This is a genomic window from Aquirhabdus parva, assembly GCF_003351745.1.
Classification (GTDB): domain Bacteria; phylum Pseudomonadota; class Gammaproteobacteria; order Pseudomonadales; family Moraxellaceae; genus Aquirhabdus; species Aquirhabdus parva.
This window is the reverse complement of sequence record NZ_CP031222.1, coordinates 2,253,064-2,277,832: the sequence shown is the minus strand read 5'-3', so window position 1 is coordinate 2,277,832 and position 24,769 is coordinate 2,253,064. Positions and strand designations below refer to the sequence as shown.

20 protein-coding genes are annotated in these 24,769 nt (G+C 44.7%); 10 read left to right on the top strand and 10 right to left on the bottom strand.

The genetic code is table 11. The annotated features are described in order from the left end of the window. Positions 1 to 280 precede the first annotated feature (280 nt). On the bottom strand, positions 281 to 1,615 hold the full coding sequence (gene aceA / locus HYN46_RS10210) for an isocitrate lyase (RefSeq protein ID WP_114899286.1): 1,335 nt from the start codon (positions 1,613 to 1,615) through the stop codon (positions 281 to 283). Positions 1,616 to 2,064: 449 nt separating this feature from the next. After that, positions 2,065 to 3,660, bottom strand: coding sequence for an isocitrate lyase (locus tag HYN46_RS10205; protein WP_114899285.1), 1,596 nt, complete (start codon positions 3,658 to 3,660; stop codon positions 2,065 to 2,067). A gap of 143 nt (positions 3,661 to 3,803) precedes the next feature. Between HYN46_RS10205 and HYN46_RS10200 the strand changes: the two genes are divergently transcribed. After that, positions 3,804 to 4,793, top strand: a complete 990-nt coding sequence (locus HYN46_RS10200) for a LysR family transcriptional regulator (protein ID WP_114899284.1) — start codon at positions 3,804 to 3,806, stop codon at positions 4,791 to 4,793. Positions 4,794 to 5,077: 284 nt separating this feature from the next. Further along, the gene (ygiD, locus tag HYN46_RS10195) at positions 5,078 to 5,878 is read left to right on the top strand and encodes a 4,5-DOPA-extradiol-dioxygenase (RefSeq protein WP_114899283.1); all 801 of its coding nucleotides are present in this window, start codon (positions 5,078 to 5,080) and stop codon (positions 5,876 to 5,878) included. A 45-nt stretch (positions 5,879 to 5,923) separates the two neighbouring features. Here the strand turns inward: ygiD and rsmD are convergent, their stop codons facing one another. Together rsmD and mrdA are read right to left on the bottom strand one after the other, a co-directional pair. Then, entirely contained in the window at positions 5,924 to 6,466 is a 543-nt protein-coding gene (rsmD, locus tag HYN46_RS10190) for a 16S rRNA (guanine(966)-N(2))-methyltransferase RsmD (RefSeq protein ID WP_114899282.1), read from the bottom strand. A gap of 6 nt (positions 6,467 to 6,472) precedes the next feature. Then, positions 6,473 to 8,458 (bottom strand): penicillin-binding protein 2, encoded by a 1,986-nt coding sequence (gene mrdA, locus HYN46_RS10185; protein ID WP_114899281.1) that lies wholly within the window; start codon positions 8,456 to 8,458, stop codon positions 6,473 to 6,475. Positions 8,459 to 8,899: 441 nt separating this feature from the next. On the opposite strand from mrdA, the gene HYN46_RS10180 reads away from it, so the two are divergent. The 8 genes from HYN46_RS10180 to HYN46_RS10145 all read left to right on the top strand — a co-directional run bounded on the left by HYN46_RS10180 (position 8,900) and on the right by HYN46_RS10145 (position 16,981). Further along, positions 8,900 to 9,547 (top strand): hypothetical protein, encoded by a 648-nt coding sequence (locus HYN46_RS10180; protein WP_114899280.1) that lies wholly within the window; start codon positions 8,900 to 8,902, stop codon positions 9,545 to 9,547. A gap of 158 nt (positions 9,548 to 9,705) precedes the next feature. Then, positions 9,706 to 10,998, top strand: coding sequence for a hypothetical protein (locus tag HYN46_RS10175; RefSeq protein WP_114900713.1), 1,293 nt, complete (start codon positions 9,706 to 9,708; stop codon positions 10,996 to 10,998). Positions 10,999 to 11,182: 184 nt separating this feature from the next. Then, positions 11,183 to 13,183, top strand: coding sequence for a heme lyase CcmF/NrfE family subunit (locus tag HYN46_RS10170; RefSeq protein WP_114899279.1), 2,001 nt, complete (start codon positions 11,183 to 11,185; stop codon positions 13,181 to 13,183). Further along, positions 13,183 to 13,740 carry a DsbE family thiol:disulfide interchange protein gene (locus HYN46_RS10165; protein WP_114899278.1) on the top strand — a complete coding sequence of 186 codons (558 nt, stop codon included), beginning with the start codon at positions 13,183 to 13,185 and terminating at the stop codon, positions 13,738 to 13,740. Before HYN46_RS10170 ends, HYN46_RS10165 begins: the two co-directional genes overlap by 1 nt. A 32-nt stretch (positions 13,741 to 13,772) precedes the next feature. Continuing rightward, positions 13,773 to 14,261: a cytochrome c-type biogenesis protein gene (locus HYN46_RS10160; protein WP_407640801.1), complete on the top strand. Its 489-nt coding sequence runs from the start codon at positions 13,773 to 13,775 to the stop codon at positions 14,259 to 14,261. After that, entirely contained in the window at positions 14,251 to 15,615 is a 1,365-nt protein-coding gene (gene ccmI / locus HYN46_RS10155) for a c-type cytochrome biogenesis protein CcmI (protein ID WP_162818153.1), read from the top strand. The genes HYN46_RS10160 and ccmI overlap by 11 nt, the downstream gene beginning before the upstream one ends. Positions 15,616 to 15,763: 148 nt before the next feature. Next, complete coding sequence (gene adk / locus HYN46_RS10150) at positions 15,764 to 16,417, top strand: adenylate kinase (RefSeq protein ID WP_114899276.1); 654 nt, start codon at positions 15,764 to 15,766, stop codon at positions 16,415 to 16,417. Between the two features lie 81 nt (positions 16,418 to 16,498). Further along, positions 16,499 to 16,981: an OsmC family protein gene (locus HYN46_RS10145; protein WP_114899275.1), complete on the top strand. Its 483-nt coding sequence runs from the start codon at positions 16,499 to 16,501 to the stop codon at positions 16,979 to 16,981. A 10-nt stretch (positions 16,982 to 16,991) separates the two neighbouring features. Here HYN46_RS10145 and HYN46_RS10140 read toward each other — a convergent pair whose 3' ends face one another. The 6 genes from HYN46_RS10140 to HYN46_RS10115 form a co-directional block, all read right to left on the bottom strand. After that, positions 16,992 to 17,426 (bottom strand): GNAT family N-acetyltransferase, encoded by a 435-nt coding sequence (locus HYN46_RS10140; RefSeq protein WP_114899274.1) that lies wholly within the window; start codon positions 17,424 to 17,426, stop codon positions 16,992 to 16,994. Positions 17,427 to 17,554: 128 nt separating this feature from the next. Then, positions 17,555 to 20,593 (bottom strand): efflux RND transporter permease subunit, encoded by a 3,039-nt coding sequence (locus tag HYN46_RS10135; RefSeq protein ID WP_114900711.1) that lies wholly within the window; start codon positions 20,591 to 20,593, stop codon positions 17,555 to 17,557. 12 nt (positions 20,594 to 20,605) lie between these two features. Next, on the bottom strand, positions 20,606 to 21,790 hold the full coding sequence (locus HYN46_RS10130; protein ID WP_162818152.1) for an efflux RND transporter periplasmic adaptor subunit: 1,185 nt from the start codon (positions 21,788 to 21,790) through the stop codon (positions 20,606 to 20,608). Between the two features lie 504 nt (positions 21,791 to 22,294). Then, complete coding sequence (nikR, locus tag HYN46_RS10125; RefSeq protein WP_114899272.1) at positions 22,295 to 22,777, bottom strand: nickel-responsive transcriptional regulator NikR; 483 nt, start codon at positions 22,775 to 22,777, stop codon at positions 22,295 to 22,297. A 19-nt stretch (positions 22,778 to 22,796) separates the two neighbouring features. Beyond that, positions 22,797 to 23,762, bottom strand: coding sequence for an ABC transporter ATP-binding protein (locus tag HYN46_RS10120; RefSeq protein ID WP_114899271.1), 966 nt, complete (start codon positions 23,760 to 23,762; stop codon positions 22,797 to 22,799). A gap of 10 nt (positions 23,763 to 23,772) precedes the next feature. Further along, the gene (locus HYN46_RS10115) at positions 23,773 to 24,723 is read right to left on the bottom strand and encodes an ABC transporter permease (protein ID WP_114899270.1); all 951 of its coding nucleotides are present in this window, start codon (positions 24,721 to 24,723) and stop codon (positions 23,773 to 23,775) included. Positions 24,724 to 24,769 lie beyond the last annotated feature (46 nt).

The window sequence follows — 24,769 nt, the reverse complement described above, 5'->3', positions numbered from 1 at the left end:
TCGCTTTCGACTTACCTAAATCACAAAAACAACTATATTTATGAAAAATTCCTATATCCATCTCGATTATTGTTGTTAAAAAGCGGATTAGCAAGTAGCTAAACTAAAAAGTATGGAGAAATAATTGACACTTTGTAATCAAAAGTAATTGTGTGATCGACTGTGCAAAACACGAGTTCAGTGAGACGTCTGATTCTTGAAGGCCACAGGACATGTTTATTGGTAGTCCAATAAAAATCCCCCTGCATTTGCAGAGGGATTTTAAGTTCATCGATCATGCTTAGTGAAACTGTTCTTCTTCTGTCGAACCTGTCAAAGCTGTGACGCTTGAGGCACCACCTTGGATGACAGTTGTGACATCATCAAAGTAACCAGTACCGACTTCTTGCTGGTGCGCAACGAAGGAATAACCTTTTTCGGCATCGGCAAACTCTTTCTCTTGCAGTTTGACATAGCCTGTCATATCGGTACGGGCGTAGTCATATGCCAAGTTGAACATGCCATTCCACATGCTGTGTATACCTGCCAAGGTAATAAACTGGAACTTATAGCCCATAGCAGATAGCTCACGCTGGAATTTGGCAATCGTCGCATCATCCAGATTCTTCTTCCAGTTGAAAGAAGGGGAGCAGTTATAAGACAGTAACTGATCAGGATATTTCGCTTTCACTGCTTCGGCGAATTTACGCGCTTCATCAAGATCAGGCTTCGCTGTTTCACACCACAGTAAATCCGCATAAGGTGCATATGCTAGGCCACGACTAATCGCTTGATCAATGCCTGCGCGAACACGATAAAAACCTTCAGCAGTACGGTCACCAATGATGAATGGTTTGTCGTTGGCATCAAAGTCCGAGGTTAACAAGTCTGCCGCGTTTGCATCAGTCCGTGCCAGAACAATGGTCGGAACCCCTTCAACGTCAGCCGCCAAACGTGCAGCATTGAGTTTTTGAACCGCTTCTTGCGTCGGAACCAAAACCTTACCACCCATGTGGCCACATTTTTTGACTGATGCCAACTGGTCTTCAAAGTGAACACCTGAGGCACCAGCACGGATCATATTTTTCATCAACTCATACGCATTCAACACGCCGCCAAAGCCAGCCTCAGCATCGGCAACGATCGGGGCGAAGTAGTCGATATAACCTGCGTCCCCTGGATTCTTGCCTGATTTCCACTGAATCTGATCTGCACGTTCAAAGGCATTATTGATGCGGCGAACAACGGTTGGAACTGAGTCGACGGCATACAAAGATTGATCGGGATACATGGTTTCTGATGTATTGGCATCTGCCGCCACTTGCCAACCTGACAAGTAGATCGCCTGAACACCCGCTTTAACTTGCTGAACCGCTTGACCACCCGTCAATGCACCCATCGCGTTGACGAAATCTTTATCGGGTCGGAAAGCGGGCTTTGCACCGTTGACCACCATATCCCATAGCTTTTCTGCACCGCGTTTGGCGATGGTGTTTTCGCGTTTGAGCGAACCGCGCAGACGTACGACATCAGCGGCGGTGTAATCTCTTTTTTTACCTTTCCAGCGCGGGTTCTCTGCCCAGTCTTTTTCGATGGCAGCAATTTCTGCCTGACGATCATAGTTACCTGTACTCATGGTGAAACTCCAGATTAATCAAAAATCATTAGTGACCACATTGAAGAAATAAAACTAAACCGCTTTACTTAAAGTTTTCTTGGATTCAATCACTCTGATAGGAGCTGAACTTCACTTAGCACCAGTCAGCATCCGGATAAGGAAACGACAGGTTGATGAATAGGTGAGGGTTCGACGATTGATTTTGGAAAACCTTATACAGATATTGTGAAATGATTCTAGGATTCCTTGCATAATTTAGCCAGTTTATCAGGATGATCTTTGGTATTTATTTTCTAAATTATGTTAATTAAGATTTTGTTATTATTAGTTTTTATTTTGTGTGCATAAATGAATTACGAAAAATTACGATATTTAATATCGAAAAGCAGGCTTACGGATCATTCCAAACGAATAAAAAAAGCCCCACTCAAAAGAGTGGGGCTTTTTCACAACCAACTTACTGCAAATTATGCAGAGAATTGGTTCATGGTGTTTTTAGCGTCATCACCAGCTTTCAGCGCTTGTTCACCAGCGAAGATTTCTTTGTGATCATCACCGATGTCAGAACCCGCCATTGCTTGGTGTTTAACACAAGCAACACCTTCACGGATTTCTTTACGTTGTACGCCAGCAACATATGCCAACATACCTTGATCACCGAAGTAACCTTTTGACAACTCATGCATGTGCAGAGCAGTGGTGTGGTAAGTCGGAAGAGTGATCAGGTGATGGAAAATACCTGCTTCACGTGATGCATCAGCTTGGAATGTACGGATACGTTCGTCAGCTTCTTTAGCCAATTCACTGTTATCGTAGTCAACGCTCATCAGTTTCGCGCGGTCGTAAGCAGATACGTCTTTGCCTTCAGCAACAAAACGATCGTAAGCTTGTTGACGGAAGTTCAGTGTCCAGTTGAATGATGGGCTGTTGTTATAAACCAGCTTAGCATTTGGAACAACTTCTTTAACGCGGTTAACCATTTCTGCGATTTCAGCAACGTTTGGTGTTGCAGTTTCGATCCAGAGCAAGTCAGCACCGTTTTGCAAGCTGGTGATACAGTCAAGTACAACACGGTCAATTTGAGTGTTAGCACGGAACTGGAACAAGCCACTTGCCAAACGTTTTGGACGATGCAATTTACCGTCACGCTTGATCAATACTTCGTCGTCTTGCGCTTCAGAAATATCGATTTCTTGAGTGTCAAGGTAGCTGATGTATTGAGAAGCCAAATCACCTTTTACTTTAGAAACAGGGATTTTTTGAGTTAAGTCAGCACCTTCAGAGTCGGTACGTGCAACGATAACACCGTCGTCTACACCGAGTTCTAAGAATGCATAACGTACTGCGTTGATTTTTGCCAAGAAGTCTTCATGTGGTACAGTTACTTTACCAGCTTGGTGACCACATTGTTTAGCGTCAGAAACTTGGTTTTCGATTTGGATACATGCAGCACCCGCTTCGATCATTTTCTTGGTCAACAGGTAAGTTGCTTCTTCGTTACCAAAACCAGCATCGATGTCGGCAATGATAGGAACGATATGCGTTTCAAAGTTTTCGATTTTGTCTTCGATTGCTTTGGTGTCTTGACCCGCTTCTTGAGCTTTTTTCAATTGACGGAACAAGTCGTTCAGTTCTTTAGCATCAGCTTGACGCAAAAAGGTGTAGAGTTCTTCGATCAATGCAGGCACAGAAGTTTTTTCGTGCATTGATTGGTCTGGCAATGGGCCAAATTCTGAACGTAGTGCAGCAACCATCCAACCTGACAGATACAAGTATTTTTTGCTTGTGGTGCCGAAGTATTTTTTGTTGGCGATCATTTTTTGTTGACCAACAAAACCGTGCCAGCAGCCCAATGATTGGGTGTATTTGCTGTTGTCGGCATCGTATTCAGCCATGTCTTTACGCATGATGGCAGCGGTATACTTAGCAATGTCTAAACCGGTTTTGAAACGGTTTTGAATTTGCATGCGTGCTGCATCTTCTGGGCTGATTGCGTTCCAAGTATCACCGAATTTCGCTTTAATAGCACGAACGGCATCAATAGCAGTACTGTACGTAGTCATGACATTTTCCTGTCTTGAATGAGGGAAAATTAAAGCAAGGCTTAATAAAAAATAGATATTAAGTGTGCTTTAACAATGCGCAGAGTCTACTTTTTATGGCATAATTTAGCTAATTTATCAATTTAATCTTCGGTATTTATTTCATGAATCTTGAGCGTGTCGACCTTAATCTTCTCATCTATCTTGATGTTTTATTGAGAGAAAAAAATGTCACACGTGCGGCTGAACAGTTAGGTGTAACCCAACCCGCGATGAGTAATATTCTGCGTCGGTTACGCACATTGTTCAATGATCCGCTGTTGATTCGTTCGTCTGAAGGGATGACTCCAACTGAGCGCGCACTCGAGTTACAGCCGCTTATTCGTGAGGCCCTTGCTGATTTATCTCAGATTTTGGAGCCAAGGACCGAATTTCGCCCTTATACCAGTGCGCGTGTTTTCCGCATTATGACAAGCGATTATGCTGAAGCAACATTGGTGCCGCGTTTAGTGAAGGCGATGCGCTCTGAAGCACCGAATGTGGTACTCGACTTTTTAACCCCTTCGGATGTTTCTTATCGGGACATGGAGCAAGGTAAAGTCGATTTGGCAATTAACCGCTTTAATGAAATTCCGCAAAGTTTTCACCAGGTCTTAGTCTGGCGTGATAGTTTCAGTTGTTTGTTGAATGACAAGAGTCCGAGTCTGGAACAGTTTAATCTCAAAAGTTATTTAGAGGCGCAGCATATCTGGGTCAGTAAAACGGGTATGGGAGTTGGATTTGGAGTGAATCCTGAGAAATCGGGAGGACTCGGCTGGATTGATCAAGCGCTAGAGCGGATCGGGCAAAAACGTAAAATCAGTATTTTTACGCGTCATTATCAAACCCCAGGCTTACTCGCTGCTAACGCAGATCTGATTGCAACTTTGCCAACCCGAGTCGCACGATTACAAGCGAATAACCCACGCGTAGTGATTAAAGACCCTCCGTTTTATATTCCAGAGTTTGAACTGAAGATGGCATGGGGGCCACTCCTGCATCATCATCCAGCGCATCGCTGGTTACGTCAGTTGATTCTCTTTGTCGCCAGACAGATGGTGGATGAGGAGCGTAAAGAGGGTAAACCTATGGTGTCAGGTTTTCCTTTATATTAAAAGGAAAGCGTGTGTCGTTTAATAAAGAAAGAGGGATAAAAGAGAGTATCTTTTATCCCTCTTTCTTTTGAAGTTAAAGTCGATAACTTGCCCCGATTTTCTAAAGCTATTTAAAGCACTAGATTTATTTTAAATGTGAGAATTTCTAGATTATTGTTAACTATATCTTAACAATAATTGTGGCTTTATCCGAGTTATCAGCCTAAACAACCTGAGTTATGCTTCGATTTAATTCGATCAATCCTGTTAAACATTGATCTAATAATTTGAATAATTGGGTGGGAATGATGATGACGCTCGAAACAAATTCTTCTATTGCAAAAATGCCTGCGGTATTTTTGGGTCATGGCAGCCCAATGAACGCGATTGAGCAAAACCGCTACACTGAGGCTTGGCGACACCTTGGGCAAGATTTGCCTCGTCCCAAAGCCATTCTGATGATTTCTGCACATTGGTATACGCGCGGGACAGGTGTGACGGCGATGCAGCATCCAAAGACCATCCATGATTTTGGTGGTTTTCCGCAGGCGTTATTTGATTTTCGTTATCCAGCTCGCGGCGATGCCGAGCTGGCTGCTCAGATTTCCCAATTGTTACTACCGACAACTGTGACATTAGATCATGGTTGGGGCTTAGATCATGGCACTTGGTCGGTCTTAACCCATGTTTATCCCGATGCAGATATTCCCGTATTGCAGCTCAGTATTGATGCGACACTCAGTGCTGAACAACATGTTGCATTGATCCGTCAGCTTGCTGTTTTGCGTGAGCAGGGGGTATTGATTATGGGCAGTGGTAATGTCGTCCATAATTTACGGGTCATGGATTGGAATGTTGGTAGTCGTTCATTTGATTGGGCGGAGCAATTTAATGAAAGTGTTAAGCGGCATTTCTTAGATCGAAATATAGAAGCGTTGATCGACTATATGAAATTAGAAGGCGCAAAACTCAGTGTGCCTACCGCTGAGCATTTTTTGCCTTTTCTCTATATCGCAGCGCTTATGACTGATGATGATCCACTCAAGATTATTGTCGATGGCGGAGAGATGGGGTCAATTACGATGCTATCGGTGCAAGTTGGCTAAGAGCTATTAAAGCTGCGTGATCTTATGCAGCTTTAAGACCAGCGCTTAAGTTTTTTTGAATAACCCAGCCCTAACACTGCCTGCTTTTGTTTCTTTGGTCAGTGTCCAGTGGGTAGGTAGGCCTAAGCTGTCTAGAGCGCGATCTGCTTCGACATAAATCAATGCATGATCACTCAACTTGGCATCGTAGATGGATGCTAAATCCGCCCATAGATTTAAGCTATACGGTGGATCAAGAAACATCAGGTCATATAGCCCATCAATGCGGTTTACAGCTGCTTGTGCGGTCAAGTTAATGACCTGTGCACCTTCTGCTTTCAGCTCGCTGAGCGATTTAGAAAGTTGAAGTGCTTGTTTCTTATGCGGTTCAATCAACGTACATTCCGCAGCACCCCGAGAAAGTGCTTCAAGACCAAGGGCGCCACTCCCTGCACAAAGGTCAAGCACACGTCGACCTGCGACATCCCACATCAGCCAATTAAACAGTGTTTCACGCACGCGATCTGGGGTAGGGCGTAATCCATCTATACTTTCGAAGCGGATGATACGTCGCTTCCACTCTCCACCAATAATGCGTAGTTGATTCATTTTTGCTTACTCATCTCCTGCACTATCGACGATGGGCTGTGGCTTGGGGGTAGAGGCGGGTGCGACAACTTGTTGCATCGGTTGACCAGCGGTCATGAGACCGCTGTCTACGGGTGCAGGCTCAGGTTTTATCGGATCTTTGTCCATATGCAGTACTGCGTAGTCAAACATTGCCCGCGCTATAGGTGCCGCAGCGCTGGCGCCATGCTTACCATTTTCCACAATGATGGCCACTGCGATACGAGGCGCATCCGCAGGGGCAAATGCGGTGAATAATGCATGGTCATATTGGCGATGGTTGAGCGCACTTTCATTGTATTTTTTGCCTTGAGCGATACTCACCACCTGTGCGGTACCTGTTTTTCCGGCAATTTGGTACGACAGACCATAACTGATTCGACGCGCAGTACCATGCATCACCACACCAACCATTGCATCACGCATGTGCAGCCAGTCTTCCGCGACACCATTAAAATTAATTTTACCGTCTGGCTTATTGTTGATCGGATAATTGATTGGACCCTTGGTCGTTAATAGTAAATGGGGTCTGACATGATTACCTTGATTAGCCATGATCGATGTTGCCATGGCTAATTGTAGTGGAGAAGCTAAGAAATAGCCTTGCCCAATGCCCAAAGAGATTGTTTCACCGGGTAGCCAGTTTGATTTACGGCGCTCTCGTTTCCATTCTTGTGATGGGTAAAGACCACTTTTTTCTCCAGGTAGATCGATACCTGTTTTACTGCCGAAGCCAAATTGGGTCATCCACTCATGCATGCGATCAATGCCCATGCGATAAGCTAAAACATAGAAGAAAGTATCGCAAGATACAGCGATGGCTTTATCAAGGTCGACGATCCCATGACCTCGTTTTGCATCATCACGAAAGAGATGAGAGTCACCGGGTAAATGAAATGAACCGCCATCAAAAATCCGAGAGCTCCAGTCAATTAGTCCAAAATGAATACCGCCTAGCCCTTCAAAAGGTTTAATTGTTGAGCCCGGTGGATATAGACCCTGCAAAGCGCGATTAAAGAGAGGCTGATCTGGACTATCGCGGAGTTGGGCATAAAGGTCGGATTTGATTCCTGCAATAAAAGGATTGGGATCAAAAGAGGGGTTACTGACAAATGCGAGTACTTCGCCTGTGCGCGGGTCCATCGCGACCACAGCACCCCTGCGGCCGGCCAATTGATCTTGAGCTATTTTTTGTAAGCCATAATCAATGGAGAGGTAGAGGTCATTACCGCGTTTGGCGTCAGTTTTGCCTAATTGTCTTAGAACTTCGCCATGGGCGTTCGCTTCGATATACTGATAACCAGGTGTCCCATGCAAAAGATCTTCATAGGATCTTTCTATGCCAATTTTGCCAATTAGATCAGTTCCCGCGTAAGCAACCTTATCCAGCGTGGCTTGTTCTTTATCATTGATGCGTCCAACATAACCGATTACATGGGCAAATAAGTCGCCATGTGGGTAAAAGCGGGTCATCTTCGTTTGAATAGAGACGCCCGGGAATTCTTGTTTACGTTCACTAAAGCGAGCAATTTGCGGCTCGGTGAGATCGATTTTTAGGGCGATTGGATTGAGTTTACCACTGACACGTGCACGACTCGTAAAACGATCAAGATCTTCTTGTGACAGGTCGAGCACAGGGGTGAGTGCTTTAAGCGTTGCATCCAGATCACTGATGTCATCCAGATTCACCATCGCAGTGAATATGGGATGGTTGTCCGCAAGTAAAATGCCATTGCGATCATAAATATAGCCGCGGGTAGGGGGCACGGCCTGGAGTTTAATCCGGTTTTTATCTGATTCGGTGGTGAAGTGATCGTACTGCTGTATTTGCAAATGCGCATAACGGAACAAAAGCAGTAAGAAGCAGGACACCACCAAAATCGCCGCTGTAAAAATACGCGAACGAAAAAGATTGCGCTCACCTGCAAGGTCTTTTAGTGGAATAGGATTTTTTGATCTGGAAAAACGCGTCATGAGTGGTCGCAAAAACTAAAAGGTGTGCAGGACGAATCTAAGGCTTGCGAGTGTAACGATCCATGCTGGTGCTGACAATCAACTTTCGTTGCAGTATACAGATGAGCACTCAACTTTGGCGACTAAACTGGGGCTTAATCGCTAGCAAATTGATGTCTCAATCGTACTGAAGTGAAAACTGGTTCTCATAAGGTGTGTAATGATTCACATTTTACATTCGGGATGGCAGTTTTTGTGCTTCTATGCCGCACTTTTTCTGTTAAAGTTCACACCAAGATCATACTTGCTTTAAATGTGTGCAAAGTCTCACTTCACCGGTCAGTATGTGAATGCTGGCAAAGTGAATGCTTATTTGATGACATCACAACTTGTGGCGATCAACACAGCAACAACAATATAGATTCGTTAATATAGCGATGTGACGTGGAGAAGAGGAAACTCATGGAACGAATGATCGAGTCTCAGTCAATGACTCTGGATAAACAAAAAATGCAGCCCAAAAAGATTTTTTCTGTGCTGCAAGTATTATTAATCGCCAGTAGTTTTGCTTATGTCGGTACGACGTATGCAGAAGAGTCTGCATCAGCAACTTCGAATCAACCGGGTATGGTCGGTTCTGCGATGGATTCGACATTAGATTGGTTTGGATTTAACCACACCAAAGTAGAAGGTTTACATACCTTGTATGTTGGAGTTGGTGACACGAACTCTTTACTACACGTCAATGTAGAAGCACCGACACGTTTTGGTCATGTATATGCCAAAGTAGGGCAATTCGCGGATGGCAAGAACATTGCGGGGCAAGTGGGCTTTAGAATGCCTTATTTGTATACCAATGAAAAAGATAACGATGGCGTTTATTTTGGGGCATATGCAGGACATATCATGAATAGCGGCATTGGCGGTGAGCACAAAAACCGTTTAGGCGGTGCGTTAGAAATGTCTTACTTGTTTATGAATCAAGCCAGTTTGACTGCGATTAGTGTTTCTGTCGGTGCAGCACAACGTGATAAAGATGGTAATCCTGATCAGCAAAAAGTCACACCGACCGTGATGTTCGGATTAAGTTGGGGTTTTGGTGTATTCTAAGCCGCGTTACTGAACGTGTATTTTAGGATTGTCCTAATCGTTTTTTTAATGATGAGTAGTGACGTCGTCACTACTCATCTTTTTGATAATAAAGTAATATTGATTTAGCCAGTCGAATAGGATTCTGCATGTTATACAATTTTTGGCAAATTCTCGTTATGCGTTTGCATGATGTGCTTAATGGCGAACATTTCTGGGTCTATATCACCATTGCACCAGTTGCCGCCATTGTGACGTGGATGCATGTGTGGATGGCGCTAAACATGATGTTTTATCCCATTAAGTTTTGGGGTATTCGTTTAGGGCCACTACCGATCGGCTGGCAGGGGATTGTGCCGCGTAAAGCTGGAAAGATATCTGGCATTATTGTTGATCAAACCTTATCTAAATTAGGGTCGTTGCAAGAGTTCTTTTATGCGATGGATCCCGCTGAAATGGCTCAGATGATTGGCGATGAAATCGGTGAAGAACTGGAATATTTAATCGATGAAGTCATGCTGGACCGTAATGCGACACTTTGGGAAAATTTGCCTTATTCCATTAAGCGTCGCATCTATGAGCAAGCGCATAAACAAATGCCCTTGGTTATGCATGATGTGGTGACTGAGCTAACCTTTAATGTTGAAAGCTTGGTCGATATGCGCGAGATGGTCGTCAACAAAATGGAAGGCGATCGCGCGCTGATGGTGCAAATGTTTTTGAAAGTCGGTCAAAAGGAAATTAATTTTATCTGGCATATCAGTGCTTTGATTGGATTGATTTTCGGTATGATTCAGATGGTCATCTTCTTGATCGTGCCTTGGCACTGGACAATTGTGTTCTGGGCCGCCTTGTGGGGCTTCCTCACCAACTGGATCGCCATCATGATGGTGTTTAACCCTATCGAGCCGATCAACATTCGTTTTCCGCAAATTTTTAGATTTATACGTAAGTTTCCTTATGTGGTACCGACCATTCCTAAGATTGGGACGTTTCCATGGCAGGGCGCTTTTATGCGTCGTCAGCCTGAAGTTTCAGCCGTGTTTGCTGAGGTGGTGACGCAAGAATTGATTACCGTAAAAAGTATCATGACTGAAATGATGTATGGTTCACGTGCTCAAAAGACACGTCGTATCATCAAACGTCATATTAATTTAGTGATGGAAACGCCCTTGTTGCGGACGGTCTTACAAGTCAGTCTCGGACCTACAGAATACGCCAAGCTTAAAAATGATATGATCGATAAGTCGATTGAAGTCACAATGAAGCCCGTCTCTAATCCCGTACTGAATCAAAGCCGTGGTCATAAAATTTATCAGATATTCTATGAGCGTATCCTGAAATTGACACCGCCAGAGTTCCAAAACTTATTGCGTCCTGCTTTTCATGAGGATGAATGGATTTTGATTGTACTGGGTGGTGTAACAGGTGCTGTTGCAGGTTTCATTCAGTTGATCTTTGGTTTTCACTAAGCTAAAGTTTTACAGACGAATTGTTGTCATTACATAATAAAAAGACCCGCAACGTGTAATTGCGGGTTTTTTTATGCAAATAATTTGCTTGAAGAACAAGTATAGGAATTGCTTGTTATTTGAGAGAAATTCAATCTTCTAGTGATGTTGGATATGCAGGTCACGGCATTGGAGCGGTGTGCAGATGTTAGGTGAGTTAGGTTTTTTTGCGCTGATAGCCGCTCTGATGATCGCGCTGTTACAAGGGGTCGTTTCCTTACTTGGCGTCATAAGTCGTCAACCGCTCTTGCAGCAGCTTGCACCCTCTTTAGCGCTTGCACAGATGCTTTCGCTATTGGTCAGTTTCTTTTGTTTGATGGCTTCCTTTCTGACCAATGATTTTAGTCTGATCTATGTTGCAGATCACTCAAATAGCTTACTGCCTTGGTATTACCAAATGTCTGCGGTGTGGGGCGGTCATGAAGGGTCTTTATTGCTCTGGGTGACGATTCTGGGGCTGTGGAGTGGGGCGGTTGCGCTGTTTAGTCGCGCACTACCACTCGATATGATTGCTCGAGTGTTGTCTATATTGGGCATGGTCTCGGTCGCCATGATTGCATTCATTGTCTTTACATCAAATCCTTTTTTACGCTCGCTACCAATGTTGCCCGTAGATGGTGCTGATTTAAATCCTTTACTGCAAGATGTTGGCCTCATCATCCATCCTCCGATGCTGTATATGGGTTATGTGGGATTGGCGGTTCCGTTTTCTTTTGCTATGGCTGGACTTTGGGCTGGGCGTCTGGATTCGGCTTGGGCGCGCTGGTCTAGACCTTGGACGCTTGCAGCTTGGTCATTTTTGACAGTGGGTATTGCACTTGGGTCGTGGTGGGCTTATTACGAGCTGGGTTGGGGCGGCTGGTGGTTTTGGGATCCAGTTGAAAATGCTTCTTTTATGCCGTGGCTTGCTGCAACTGCGCTGATTCATTCGCTGGCGGTGAGTGAGAAGCGCGGTGTATTTAAAGCATGGACAGTTCTGCTTGCGATCTTGGCCTTTGCTTTAAGTCTGTTAGGTACATTTTTAGTTCGTTCTGGGGTCTTAACTTCTGTCCATGCTTTTGCAGCAGATCCTTCTCGCGGATTATTTGTACTCGGAATTCTGATAGCTGTTGTGGGCGGTGGTTTATTGTTATTCGCGTTACGCGGTTGGAAGCTGACGACTGAAAGTCGCTATCGGTTATGGTCGCGTGAGACCTTTTTGGTGGTCAATAATCTGATTTTGGTGGTTGCCACCACCGTTGTGCTCTTGGGTACGCTCTATCCACTCATTGCCGATGCCTTCGCGCTGGGGCGTGTTTCAGTGGGCGCTCCATACTTCAATTCATTATTTGTTCCCCTTTCATGGTTGCTATTGGTTTTCATGGCGATTGCGCCGGTAACTGCGTGGAAACAGCAGTCGGATCGTTTACGCCGAGAGTTGGTGTTACCAGCGATCACGGTCGGCTTGACTGCACTACTTGCAGGTGGTGGGCTCTGGCTCATTGTGGCAGGGAAGCATGCGGCTATGACGGGCTTCACTGTGGCACTCTGCCTATGGGTCTGTGGTTTTTTGCTTTGGGATATCTGGAACAAGTCGAAAACTGCGCCAAACCTATGGCGGGGTTTACGTCGTTTAACCCTGAGTTATTGGGGGATGGTGTTTGCACATTTAGGTTTGCTGGTCGTGATTATGGGCATTACCCTGACGACCCATTTAAGCATTGAGCGTGATGTTGCACTAAAACAAGGGCAGTCTGTGGATTTAGCCGGATACCACTTTCATTTTGATTCGTTACAAGGTCTCAAAGGTCCAAACTATGATGCGACACTGGCAACCTTTAGTGTACGTAAAGAAGGCGAAGTTGTGGGCATGCTGTACCCAGAGAAGCGATTTTATGTTGCGCAGAATCGTCCGATGACTGAAGCTGCGATAGATGGCACTTTTATTCGTGATCTGTATGTTGCGCTCGGTGAGCCTCTAGATCCGAATCATCCCGAGGGTGCATGGGCAGTACGGGTTTATTGCAAACCGTTTGTCCGTTGGTTGTGGTTAGGGGCTTTAATGATGGGACTTGGCGGTGGACTTGCGATTATGGATCGACGTTATCGTTTATCTAAGCGAGGTAAAAATTCGGGTACTGCAACTCCCCATTTGGAGATTACGTGATGAATCAGAATCGACAGAAGTTTTTTTGGTTGATTCCATTGCTGATCTTCATCGGATTGGCGGTATTACTATGGACGCGTTTAGGCGTAGATCCTAAGATTGTTCCTCAAGCAACGACAGGGAAACCTTTTCCCACATTCAACTTGCCGAGTCTGGCGGATGGTCGTTTGCAAACAGTAGCTGACTTGCCAAAACAGCCTTTTGTACTCAATGTCTGGGGCTCATGGTGTCCCACCTGCGCTGTTGAACATCCCTATTTAATGAAAATGGCGCGCCAAGGCGTGATTTTAGTCGGGGTCAACTACAAAGATCAGCCGAGTGCTGCATTGGCTTATCTGGAAAAGCACGGTAATCCTTTCAGTATTAATCTACAGGATTCCAAAGGAGATTTAGGTCTAGATTTGGGGCTTACGGGTGCGCCAGAGACTTTTATTGTTGATCAGCATCAGCAGATTCGTTTGCATGTGATCGGGGAGGTCGATGATAGCGTTTGGCAAACACAGCTTAAGCCATGCTTGGATAGCCTTAAAGTGGGTGGAGGTGCAGGATGCCAATAATGCATTCTATGCTTTCTTTCCCTCGATTACTCTTGCTGGCCTGTGCTCTTGCGACAACGATGGTCATTGCTGCAGACGGCAATCTCACGTTTAAAAGTTCAGAGCAAGAGACACAATATCATCGCTTGATTGAAGAGTTCCGTTGCCCAAAATGTCAAAACGCCAATCTAGCGGGTTCAGATGCTCCTATTGCACAAGATTTGAAGCAGAAAACCTATGAGCTTGTCCAGAATGGCCGTACCGATCAAGAGATTCGGGATTTTATGGTCACTCGCTATGGTGAGTTTATAAGCTATAAGCCCCCAATCAAACCCTCAACATGGTTGCTCTGGTTTACGCCACCCATGCTCTTGGCTTTGGGGCTGATGGGGTGGTTGCTAAGAGCGCGTCAACGCCAAGGCGTATCTACTGCACCTCTGAGTAGTGAGGAGTCATGGCGCTTGAAACAACTGTTAGATGGGTCGAGTGTTAATCCGCAAACACCACAGCAAAATGATCAGGAACAACCCCATGGCCGCTAATTCGACATTGATCATGTTTTGGGGAGTCGCCTTGATCCTATCATTGCTGCTGGGATTGATTGTGATCTCACCATGGCTAAGGCGTACCAAATCACGGCAGACAATGATTGATCTAAATATTTCTGTATTTCGTGAGCGGCTGGCAGAACTCGAATCGGATTATCAACAAGCGAAGCTTGATATACATGAGTATCAGGACCAGAAAGTAGATTTAGAACGTCAACTGATTGCTGCTGCGGATCATGATGTATCGGGTGTTCAAAAGGATCAATTGGGCCGCACATCGGTTCAACATTCTGCAAGACTGCCTAGGATTATTATATGTATTGTATTTCTTTGGGTGCCGATCTTTACGCTAGGGTCTTATTTCCTATGGTCACTCCATAAACGCGCTGAGCATACCGCTTTGGTGGGTTATTGGAGCGCGCAAGATCAATATGGCAAAGTTGCTGAACAATTGATGACAGGACAAATCAGTACACCGCCTGCAGATGCAACAGAGCACGGTATTGCCTTATTACAGGCATTACAGGCCAATATTTATCAGCATCCACTAGAAGCAAAGCGTTGGGTCGTTTTATCTCAGACCTATATGGCAGCTGAAGCAGTGGAACCTGCACTTGCAACTTTGGCGCATGCATATCGATTAAATCCTGAAGATGATGATATTGCAATGACGTATGCACAGATGCGTTTTTTCAGCGAACAAGGTAAAATAGACGATGTCGCGTTAGATCTGGTTCGCCATATTTTAAGTAAAAACCCGAATCATGAAGGGGCTTTGATGCTGATGGCGATGGCAACTTATCGCGCGCATCTGTATGATGATGCTATTAATTGGTTACAGCGTTTGAAGGCGGTTCGGATTGCACGTGCAACTCCTGATCAGCCGATTAGTCCTGCGATTTTGGCGCAATTAAATACAGCAATTGAAGATGCTAAACAGGCAAGGATGCAAGTTGCGAAAAGTCAAGCTGATAGCACACTCACAATTACTGTACAATTAGCAGATCGTCTAGTTTCAAAAATCACTGCACGTGATACTTTGTTTGTTTATATCCGTGCGGCTGAAGGGATGCCTGCGCCTTATGCGGTCAAGAAATTGACGGGATCAATGCTGATGAATCAATTGAGTCATCATCAGCCTATAGAACTAACACTGTCTGATCAAGATAGCATGTTGGCTGATCGAACAATTTCATCGGCGCATCGTCAAGGGACCCCACTGGTGGTTGCGGCGCGTGTAAGCAAAAGCAGTAACCCTACGGGGGAGTCGGGGGATTTAGAGTCATTACCAGTACCACTGGATGATCGTCTCCGCTATACGGTTGATGTGGATCAAGTTCGTCCTTGATTGGCACGAATCAAGGATTTGTTGTGACCGACTCAAGTACAGAAATGGCTTGAGTCCAAACTTGTAGAACGGTATGGTTACGCCAATAAAAGAATTTTTGAATTTAAGGTTTTCTCGTTTTTATTTTTCGGTTATTTGAGGATTTGTTATGCGTATTATTTTGCTAGGACCACCTGGAGCTGGAAAGGGGACTCAGGCTCAGTTGATCAATCAACGTTATCAGATTCCTCAGATTTCAACTGGTGATATGCTGCGCGCAGCGATCCGAGAAGGAACTGAATTAGGTCTACAAGCAAAAAGTGTGATGGATGCGGGTGGTCTGGTTTCTGATGATTTGATTATTAATCTAGTCAAAGAGCGTATTAGCCAACCCGACTGTGCCAATGGCTGTATTTTTGACGGTTTCCCGCGCACGATTCCTCAAGCTGAAGCGATGGAATCTGCAGGTGTGACTATTGATCACGTGATTGAGATTGATGTGCCCGATGAAGAAATCATTAAGCGTTTGTCAGGTCGTCGTTCACATCCAGCATCAGGTCGTATTTATCATGTTATTTATAATCCACCTAAAGTTGAAAATGTGGATGACGTAACGGGCGAGCCTTTGGTTATCCGTCCAGATGATGAAGTTGAAACCATTAAAAAGCGTCTGCTTTCTTATCATAAAGAAACCGCTCAACTGGTTGGTTTCTACCAAAAACGTGCTGCATCTGGTGAGAATGCACCGCGCTATACCAAGTTGAATGGTCTGGATAATATTGACAGCGTAAAAGCGCAATTGATCAATGTGCTTGGTCAGTGATGTGATGGTGTGATATTTAAAAAGGAAAGCATGTGCTTTCCTTTTTTGTTTTTCATAGACTACAAATCAAGGAGTAGAGGAATGGCACAGTATGGCGTTGAGGTGATCTGGAGTCGAGATAATCAAAACTTTCTCGACAACCGCTATAGTCGTAAGCACATTCTTCGCTTTGATGGTGGGGTTGATGTCGTAGGATCATCATCCCCTCATGTTGTGCCATTACCGTATTCTGAGACAGCGGCAGTAGACCCTGAAGAGAGTTTTGTTGCAGCGCTTTCAAGCTGTCATATGTTGTGGTTTTTGGCTATAGCCGCCAAACGTGGATTTATTATCGATCATTATTATGATGCAGCAATCGGAATCATGGCAAAAAATGCCGAAAATAAGCTTGCAATGACAGTAGTAACGTTAAAAACAGATGTTCATTTTTCACAAGAGAAAATACCATCGCACCAAGAGTTAGATCAGATGCATCATGAGGCGCATGAAGAGTGCTTTATTGCCAATTCGGTTAAAACTGATGTACGTGTGGAGCCTGTGTATCACTCTTTTAAAACGTGTTAAAACGTTGGGTCTAATGCTTAGGGGATTGCTGATAGATTTGAGGTCGATGTATTTCCATGTAGCGCTCTGGCTGTGCAAGAGACTCAAAGCCGGCAAGGCGATAGAGCTCATGAGCGTCTGCGGTTACCAGTACAATTCTGCGTAAGCGCTTGAGCTGGGGCATCGCAAAAATATGCTGGATTAACTGTTTGCCATAACCGTTTGAACGGTGGGCGGGCAAGATGAAGACATCACACAAATAACCGAATGTTGCTTGATCAGTGATGAGTCTAGCAAAGCCGATTTGCAGCTCGTCGATAAACACACCAAAGCATAAGGAGTTTTTAATAGCCGTTTCCACGGTATCTACAGAAATGCCAATCGCCCATGGAGCATGGTTATTGAGGAAGCTGTGGATGAGTACAAGATCCAGCTTATTTTTGTCGGTGGAAATTCTGAAGCTCAATTCGTGACTGTCCTTATTTGGGCCTCATTCAAAAAGTACCTCTATTGAATGGATCATTGGATCTTTAATTCGGGAGATGATTTATTAAAAGCCCCCTCTAAAATATCTTCTAGAGGGGGGGAGGCTGATCAAGGTTGGTGGCGCATTTTTTTCATTTTGCGATTGAACCAGATTCCAAGATCATCGATATAAGTATATACCGCAGGAATCACCAATAGGCTCAGTACTGTAGAGGTCAACAGCCCCCCGATAACCGCAACGGCCATCGGTGCTCTAAAACTTTGATCTGATGAACCTAGACCTATGGCGACGGGGAGCATCCCAGCACCCATAGCGATAGTGGTCATGATGATCGGGCGGGCGCGTTTATGACAAGCTTCTCTTAATGCTTCTAAACGACTCAAATGATGATCGCGCATCGCAACAATCGCGTATTCAACGAGAAGAATAGAGTTCTTAGTCGCAATACCCATAAGCATCACCAATCCGATGAATGAAGGAAGGGAGAGGCTTTTATGCGCAATCAACAATCCAAGTACAGCCCCTACAATCGCCAGTGGTAACGCGCATAAAATGGTGATGGGTTGCAAAAAGTTTTTAAAGAGCAATACCAATACCGCGTAGATACAGAGGATTCCCGTGAACATGGCAAGAATAAAGCCGACGACCAGTTCTCCTTGTGCCTCTGCATCCCCAATTTGAATCAGTTTGACACTTGGGGGAAGTTGCTGCATTGCTGGAAGCTTTTTCACTGCATCCATAACGTCCCCTAGCGGCAGGCCCGAAAGCTCAATGTCGATGCGGACATTGCGTGCTCTATCATAACGACGAATGAGAGAGGGTCCACTACTCATTTCGAGCTTAGCGACTTGTCCTAACATAACGGGTTGCCCTTTAGTACTGGGGACGCTGAGTCGCTGTAGAAGATCAATGTCTTTGCGAGCATGATCTTCTAGTTTCACGACAATGGGTATTTGTCGTTCTGCCAGATTGAGCTTAGGCAAGTTGGTATCGTAGTCACCCAGAGTGGCGACACGAAGAGTTTGGCCTATTGCTGTGCTGGTCACCCCCAATTCTGCAGCTCGAGCAAAATCTGGATGTACTGCGATTTCTGGTCGGTTGAGATTTGCGGTTGAAGAAATGTTACCAATCCCGGGAATGGTTCGAATTCCTTTTTCTAAGGCAAGAGAAGCTGCTTGTAATGCTTCTGCGTCATCACTTGCTAAAATGAGGTTGTATTCTGAACCATCGCCACCTTGGCCAATATTGATACGCGCACCAGGAACTTGCTCAAGTGCTTTACGCATTTGATCTTCTACGGTTTGAAGTTTAGGACGCTCCCCACGTGGTGTGAGAGTCACATTAAGTGACACCATTCGTGGATCACCTTCATTGCCAATCGCGGTGTAGATATTTTTGATGGATGGAATTTGGATCAACAACTGGCGAGCAAGCGTTGCGGCGTTTTGGCTCTGAGCTAGTGTTGAACCTGGTGGAAGTTCGAGTTTGGCTTGAGTTTCGGATGCATCGTTAGCGGGAATAAATTCTTTGGGAACCCATGGTGTTATCGCTAAGGCGAAAGACACAAAGAAAAAGATTGTCGCAGCAATCATCGTACGCAGGCGATGCGTGATACACCAATCAACTAAACGTAAATATCGAGCCATCCAGAAAGGGTCTTTATGTACAGTCGTTGTTGGTTTGAGCATATATGCCGCCATCATTGGCGTCAGTAAGCGAGCAACGACGAGTGATGCAAAAACTGCTAATGCGGCTGTCCAACCAAATTGCTTAAAGAAACGACCAACAATCCCGCTCATAAACGCGGTCGGTAGAAAAACTGCGATCAAAGTAAATGTGGTGGCAATTACGGCTAAGCCAATTTCATTAGCAGCCTCCATTGCAGCTTGGTAAGGTGTTTTGCCCATACGCAGATGGCGAACAATATTTTCAACTTCAACGATGGCATCATCGACCAAAATACCGATAACCAGCGATAGTGCTAATAAGCTGATACCGTTGAGTGTAAACTCAAAAAAATACATTCCAATAAACGTTGGTAGTATCGATAAGGGCAGGGCAATAGCGGAAACAAAAGTCGCTCGCGCGTCACGAAGAAAAAGCCAGACTACCAGAATGGCAAGAAAGCCTCCTTCAAAAAGTAATGACATCGATTGTTTATAGTCATCTTCTGTATATTTGACATAGTCATAGGCTTCTTGAATTTTGATTGCTGGATATTTGGTTTTGAACTCTTCAAGCGTTTTTTTTACCTCTGCACCTACTGAAACATCGCTTTCGCCTTTACCGCGAGTGATCTCAAATGCAACAACAGGTTTACCATTGAAGAAAGCACTACTTCTAGGTTCTGCGATGGTATCTTTGATCGTTGCCACTTGATCCAGACGAATGTGTTGGCCATTCGATAATGCAATGTCCAATAGCCCAAGCTCTTGTGCAGATTTGACTGTTGCAAGGGTCCGAATCGGCTGTTCTCCGCTGCCGAGGTCGATTCTACCGCCCGCATTTTCATTTTGGACTTGTACGAGTTGTCGCGATATTTCGGCGGCACTCGCACCCAGTGATTGTAAGCGTATAGGGTCAAGATCAACATGAATCTCACGTGTTGCCCCGCCTACGCGGTGAACACGGCTTACTCCAGGAAGGGTAAGGAGTTGGCGTGTAAGCGTGTTATCGACAAACCAACTGAGTGCCTCAGTATCCATGGTATCCGAGGCGATCGTGTAACCCAGCATAGGCTGATCTGAATTATTCACACGAGTGACGATCGGATCACGTACATCACTGGGAAGATCAGCTCTGACCTGGGATACCGCTGTACGAACATCATCCACAGCTTCTTGCATGGGCTTTTCGAGTTGAAACTCTGCGTATATAGAGACTAATCCATCTTCGACAACTGAGCGTACATGCTTAATCCCCGCAATATTGGCAATAGAGTTTTCTAGTTTACGTGAGACATCCGTTTCTAGCTGAGATGGTGTTGCTCCAGGCAAAGATGCAGTAACGACAACAACCGGAATTTCTACATCCGGCATGTTTTGTATTTTCATTGCCTTAAAAGAAAGTAGACCCGCAAATGTCAAAAATACGAACAGCATCACTGCAGGAATAGGATTTTTGATTGACCATGATGAGACATTTATCATTGCAATATCCTATGGTGCAGTTTTGGCAAGAGGATGACTGATCAGATCTGCCGTTTTGGCATTTGTGTTTGTTACGACACGCACAGTATCTCCGTTATTGAGGAAGGTTCCACCATTTGCTACAACTTGAACATTGGCAGGAAGTGGGCTAAGAATTTCGAGTTGATCATCAATGAGATGACCCGTTTTAACCTTGATTTGCTCAACTTTATTGTTTGCTACCAATGCAAAAACATAGTTAAAGCCATCACGCATGATCACCGCAGTTTGAGGTAAGGTGAGTGCAGACGACTTGTTTAGGTTAATGCTTCCGCGCGCATACATTCCCGCCTTAATAGGGGAGTTTGTATTTTGCATAATCGGTAAGTCGATATAAACCAGAGCCATACGCGTTTGAGCGTCGACAGTTGGTGCAATCATACGGACTTTGCCTTTGATTTGAGTACCATCAATACTGTCAATGGTTGCAATATCACCAATTTTTATTTTATGGACTTCATCTGAGGTGACTTCGGCACGCCATTCCAAACGGCTCTTGAGAATCATGCGAAATAATTCAGTTCCCCCAATAACCACTGCCCCGACAGATGCTGTACGGGAAGAAATAATTCCGTCATCTGGAGCAATGACTTTAGTGAATTTAAGTTGAAGTTTCTGTGCATTTAAAACAGCTTGGGCTGCTTCAATTTTTGCTTTTGCTGCTTTGGCATTGGTGATATAGAGGCTAATGTCTTGCTTACTCAAGGCACCTTCAGCATCAAGACTTTTAGCGCGTTCGGCGTTCGCAAAGTCTTGAGCAGCATTTGCTTGGGTTTGGAGTAGAGATGCTTCTGACTGTGCCACGTTGGCTTGAATTGTTTCCGGTGCAAAACGGGCAAGCTCTTGGCCAGCATGCACGACATCGCCAACATTGACGAAAACATTAGTTAGGCGTAAGCCATTTGCTTCGCTGCCGATACTCGCTTCTTGCCATGCCGTAATGTTCCCATTCGCTGAAATCGTCACTGGTACTTGCATCATACGTGGTTTGGCGAGGTCAACAGATAACGCGGGTTTATCATTCTTGGTAGCCTCATCTTTTGTGGACTTTTTGGGGTCATCGTGCTTGGAGAAAACAAAGAGTCCTCCAACTAAGCCAATGATGAGGACAATAAGAGCAATGATAAGAGTTGGCTTAGATTTCAAACGCAGCATGTTCATTATTCCAGTAGTATTTTCAATTTTTAATGACGGTTTATAGCTTATTCATGTTGATATTTACCGCTACTTTTATCCTTCATAATTCCTTAAATCTCATCAATCTGTGCTCAAGATCGGGGCGCACAGTTATCTCACAATCAAAGGTTAATTTGTGATTGCGAAATATTGATGAAGTTTTTCACCATTTAGAAAAAAGTATGGAAATAGTTGTAGCTGGACTTACAGAGTAAATGAATTCCAATGATTTTGAAAATCCTTGGAATTACTCATAAAATCTGTAGAAAAGAAGAGTTATCTTTAAAAACAAAAAGTTAAGTATTTTGTTTACGCACCCCACTTTACAGCACCACTATTTCGTTCAAGCAAAGCCTATGCCACATCATGTACTTCTTATGTATTGTTTTAGAAAACATAGGCTAGTACGGAACATTTGGAAAAGCGGCATGGATCATTTGGAAAACGAGTGTACTGTGATGTTATTACAGAGATCAAGCAGGATTATGCATAAACAGGCGGCATAACCGCGGTCATTAATTGTAACTTTCCAGTAATCACCCCACGTAAGGTAATCAGTTCATCACTGATAATCTCAAGCTGCTTTGCTGGGCCTTGCACAAGTATGACTTCCATCACACGATTGTCGGTTAATTGCACATGCAAAGAGCTAATCACTTCTGCCAAGTGGTGATATTGCAGATCAGCCAATTGATGCTGCAAATTAGGAACGGATCGATCGTAGAGCAGAGTAATCGTGCCAACCATCACATCATTGCCGAGATTGCGCTTATGTTCAGTGATATGTTGATGCAGCATATCGGCAACAGCTTGTGATCGGCTATCGAAGCCTCGACTTTCGACCATGTCGTCAAGTTCAGTCAATAATTCTTGTGATAAAGATAAACTGATCCGACTCACGGACTGATTGGCCGACTTCTCTGTTGTTTTGTTAGTTATGGTTTTTGGTGGCAATGTAATGTTCATAGATTGGATCCATTTTTATTTATTCGACATTGTCATCGACGGATGTCAGGCGTACAAAAGGCGATAAGGGTTCATCGTCAGTGTCATCATGGGCGTTGTTGCCATGAATCAATTGATCCAGACGTGCTCGGGTTGCCAAAAATTCAGGACTATTGATTTGACGTTCTGATCTTGGACGCGGAACTGGCACTTCAATAATTTCTTGTACTTCGCCGGGATGCGCTTTTAGAACTAAAATGCGGTCTGCAAGCAGTATGGCTTCATCCAGATCATGGGTGACAAACAAGATGGTGATGTCGATGTTGCGCCAGATTTCGAGTAAGTGTTTTTGCATTTTGCAGCGCGTTTGTGCATCTAATGCACCGAAGGGCTCATCCATAAGCAAGATACGCGGTTCATTGACCAATGCTCTTGCGATGGCCACACGTTGCTTCATTCCGCCAGACAATTGATGCGGATAGGCATCGGCAAAGTTAGACAAACCAATCAAGTCAAGCCATTGCAGTGCGGATTGCTCGGATTCATGCTTGCCTTTGCCACTCATCTCCAGACCAAACATGACATTGTGTTTCACTGTCCGCCATGGAAATAAGGTATAGCCTTGAAAGACCATACCACGATCTCGGCTCGGGCCTTCTACGGCCTTGCCATCCAGCAAAACGGTGCCACCATCGTAGCTTTCTAATCCAGCCAGAATCCGACTCAAGGTTGACTTACCGCAACCAGAGGGTCCAATCACGCAGACAAATTCACGGCGATAGATATCAAAGTTAATTTTATTTAATGCCAAGACTTTACCTTGCGGCGTCTCGAAATGCTTCACCAAGTCGCGAATCTCTAAAATGATTTTGCGCTGATATAGCTTTTTAAAGCGTGCCTTAACCTCTGGGGATTGCACGTGGTAGTCCGGTAAAAAGTCTGGTAAAGGCAAGGTGGAAAGCGACTGATCACTTGCATTTGAACTGTTGGTAATGGATTCACTCATGTTCTACTCCTTAACGACTCTTATCCCATGGAAATAAACGATGACCTAGCCAAGCCAGCAGCAGATCAATGCCCAGACCAATAAGCCCGATCATGATGATGGCTGCATAAACATTATCAAAATGTTGATAGCGAGCTTGTTGGGTAATAAACCAGGTGATCCCCGAACTGGTACCAATCAACTCCGCGACAATCAAATAGGTCCATGCCCAGCCCAGAAGGATGCGCTGATCACGATACAAGTCGGGGAGAATGCCGGGAACAACGACACGGGTGAGCAGTCTGCGACGGCTTGCGCCTAAAGTCAGGGCAGCTTCCATCAAGCCCACATCGAGTTTACGTGTCGTATTGGCAATAATCAGGATTTGTTGAAACAGCGTGCCAATGACAATAATCGCAATTTTAGGGCCATCGTAAATACCCAAAATCGCAACCATGAGCGCACCAAAGGCAGGGGCAGGTAAATAGCGAAAGAACTCGACAAAGGGTTCGGTTAAGCGCGAAATCACTGGCGATGTCCCACTTAAAATCCCTAGCGGTACGCCGATGATCGATGAAATAAAGAAGGCATAAAACACCAGTTTCACACTATGCCAGAGGCTTTGATGGAGCCATGGATCATCTGCTTGGGCCGGTGGTGTGGTGAATGCAGTATAAAATGCCCTGACCACCTCATGAGGTGCAGGCAAATAAACGGGATTGGCAGCAATACCCTGAGGCATGGCAAGGTGCTGCGCAGTCATGTTGCTTTTTTCAAGCTCGAAGGTCGCACGATCCGTGCGCATATCTGCTTCAAAATAGCTTACGCCGCCTGGATCGGTGATTTTGATTTGCGGATGCCAAACAAAAGGCAAATAGCTAACCGCGCACCAGAGTAGTACCGGGAGTAAAAATGATGCAGCACCCAATAGCCAACGTAGTTTTTGCGGTAATCGGTAATGCGGATTAAATGCACGAGCCATGATATAAAAATGTCCTAAGGCTTTAAATACAAAATGTTTTATGAAA

Coding starts and splice junctions, on each gene's coding strand:
- aceA (WP_114899286.1), bottom strand. CDS start 1,615: ATGAGTACAGGTAACTATGATCGTCAGGCAGAAATTGCTGCCATCGAA.
- HYN46_RS10205 (WP_114899285.1), bottom strand. CDS start 3,660: ATGACTACGTACAGTACTGCTATTGATGCCGTTCGTGCTATTAAAGCG.
- HYN46_RS10200 (WP_114899284.1), top strand. CDS start 3,804: ATGAATCTTGAGCGTGTCGACCTTAATCTTCTCATCTATCTTGATGTT.
- ygiD (WP_114899283.1), top strand. CDS start 5,078: ATGATGATGACGCTCGAAACAAATTCTTCTATTGCAAAAATGCCTGCG.
- rsmD (WP_114899282.1), bottom strand. CDS start 6,466: ATGAATCAACTACGCATTATTGGTGGAGAGTGGAAGCGACGTATCATC.
- mrdA (WP_114899281.1), bottom strand. CDS start 8,458: ATGACGCGTTTTTCCAGATCAAAAAATCCTATTCCACTAAAAGACCTT.
- HYN46_RS10180 (WP_114899280.1), top strand. CDS start 8,900: ATGGAACGAATGATCGAGTCTCAGTCAATGACTCTGGATAAACAAAAA.
- HYN46_RS10175 (WP_114900713.1), top strand. CDS start 9,706: ATGCGTTTGCATGATGTGCTTAATGGCGAACATTTCTGGGTCTATATC.
- HYN46_RS10170 (WP_114899279.1), top strand. CDS start 11,183: ATGTTAGGTGAGTTAGGTTTTTTTGCGCTGATAGCCGCTCTGATGATC.
- HYN46_RS10165 (WP_114899278.1), top strand. CDS start 13,183: ATGAATCAGAATCGACAGAAGTTTTTTTGGTTGATTCCATTGCTGATC.
- ccmI (WP_162818153.1), top strand. CDS start 14,251: ATGGCCGCTAATTCGACATTGATCATGTTTTGGGGAGTCGCCTTGATC.
- adk (WP_114899276.1), top strand. CDS start 15,764: ATGCGTATTATTTTGCTAGGACCACCTGGAGCTGGAAAGGGGACTCAG.
- HYN46_RS10145 (WP_114899275.1), top strand. CDS start 16,499: ATGGCACAGTATGGCGTTGAGGTGATCTGGAGTCGAGATAATCAAAAC.
- HYN46_RS10130 (WP_162818152.1), bottom strand. CDS start 21,790: ATGCTGCGTTTGAAATCTAAGCCAACTCTTATCATTGCTCTTATTGTC.
- nikR (WP_114899272.1), bottom strand. CDS start 22,777: ATGAACATTACATTGCCACCAAAAACCATAACTAACAAAACAACAGAG.
- HYN46_RS10120 (WP_114899271.1), bottom strand. CDS start 23,762: ATGAGTGAATCCATTACCAACAGTTCAAATGCAAGTGATCAGTCGCTT.
- HYN46_RS10115 (WP_114899270.1), bottom strand. CDS start 24,723: ATGGCTCGTGCATTTAATCCGCATTACCGATTACCGCAAAAACTACGT.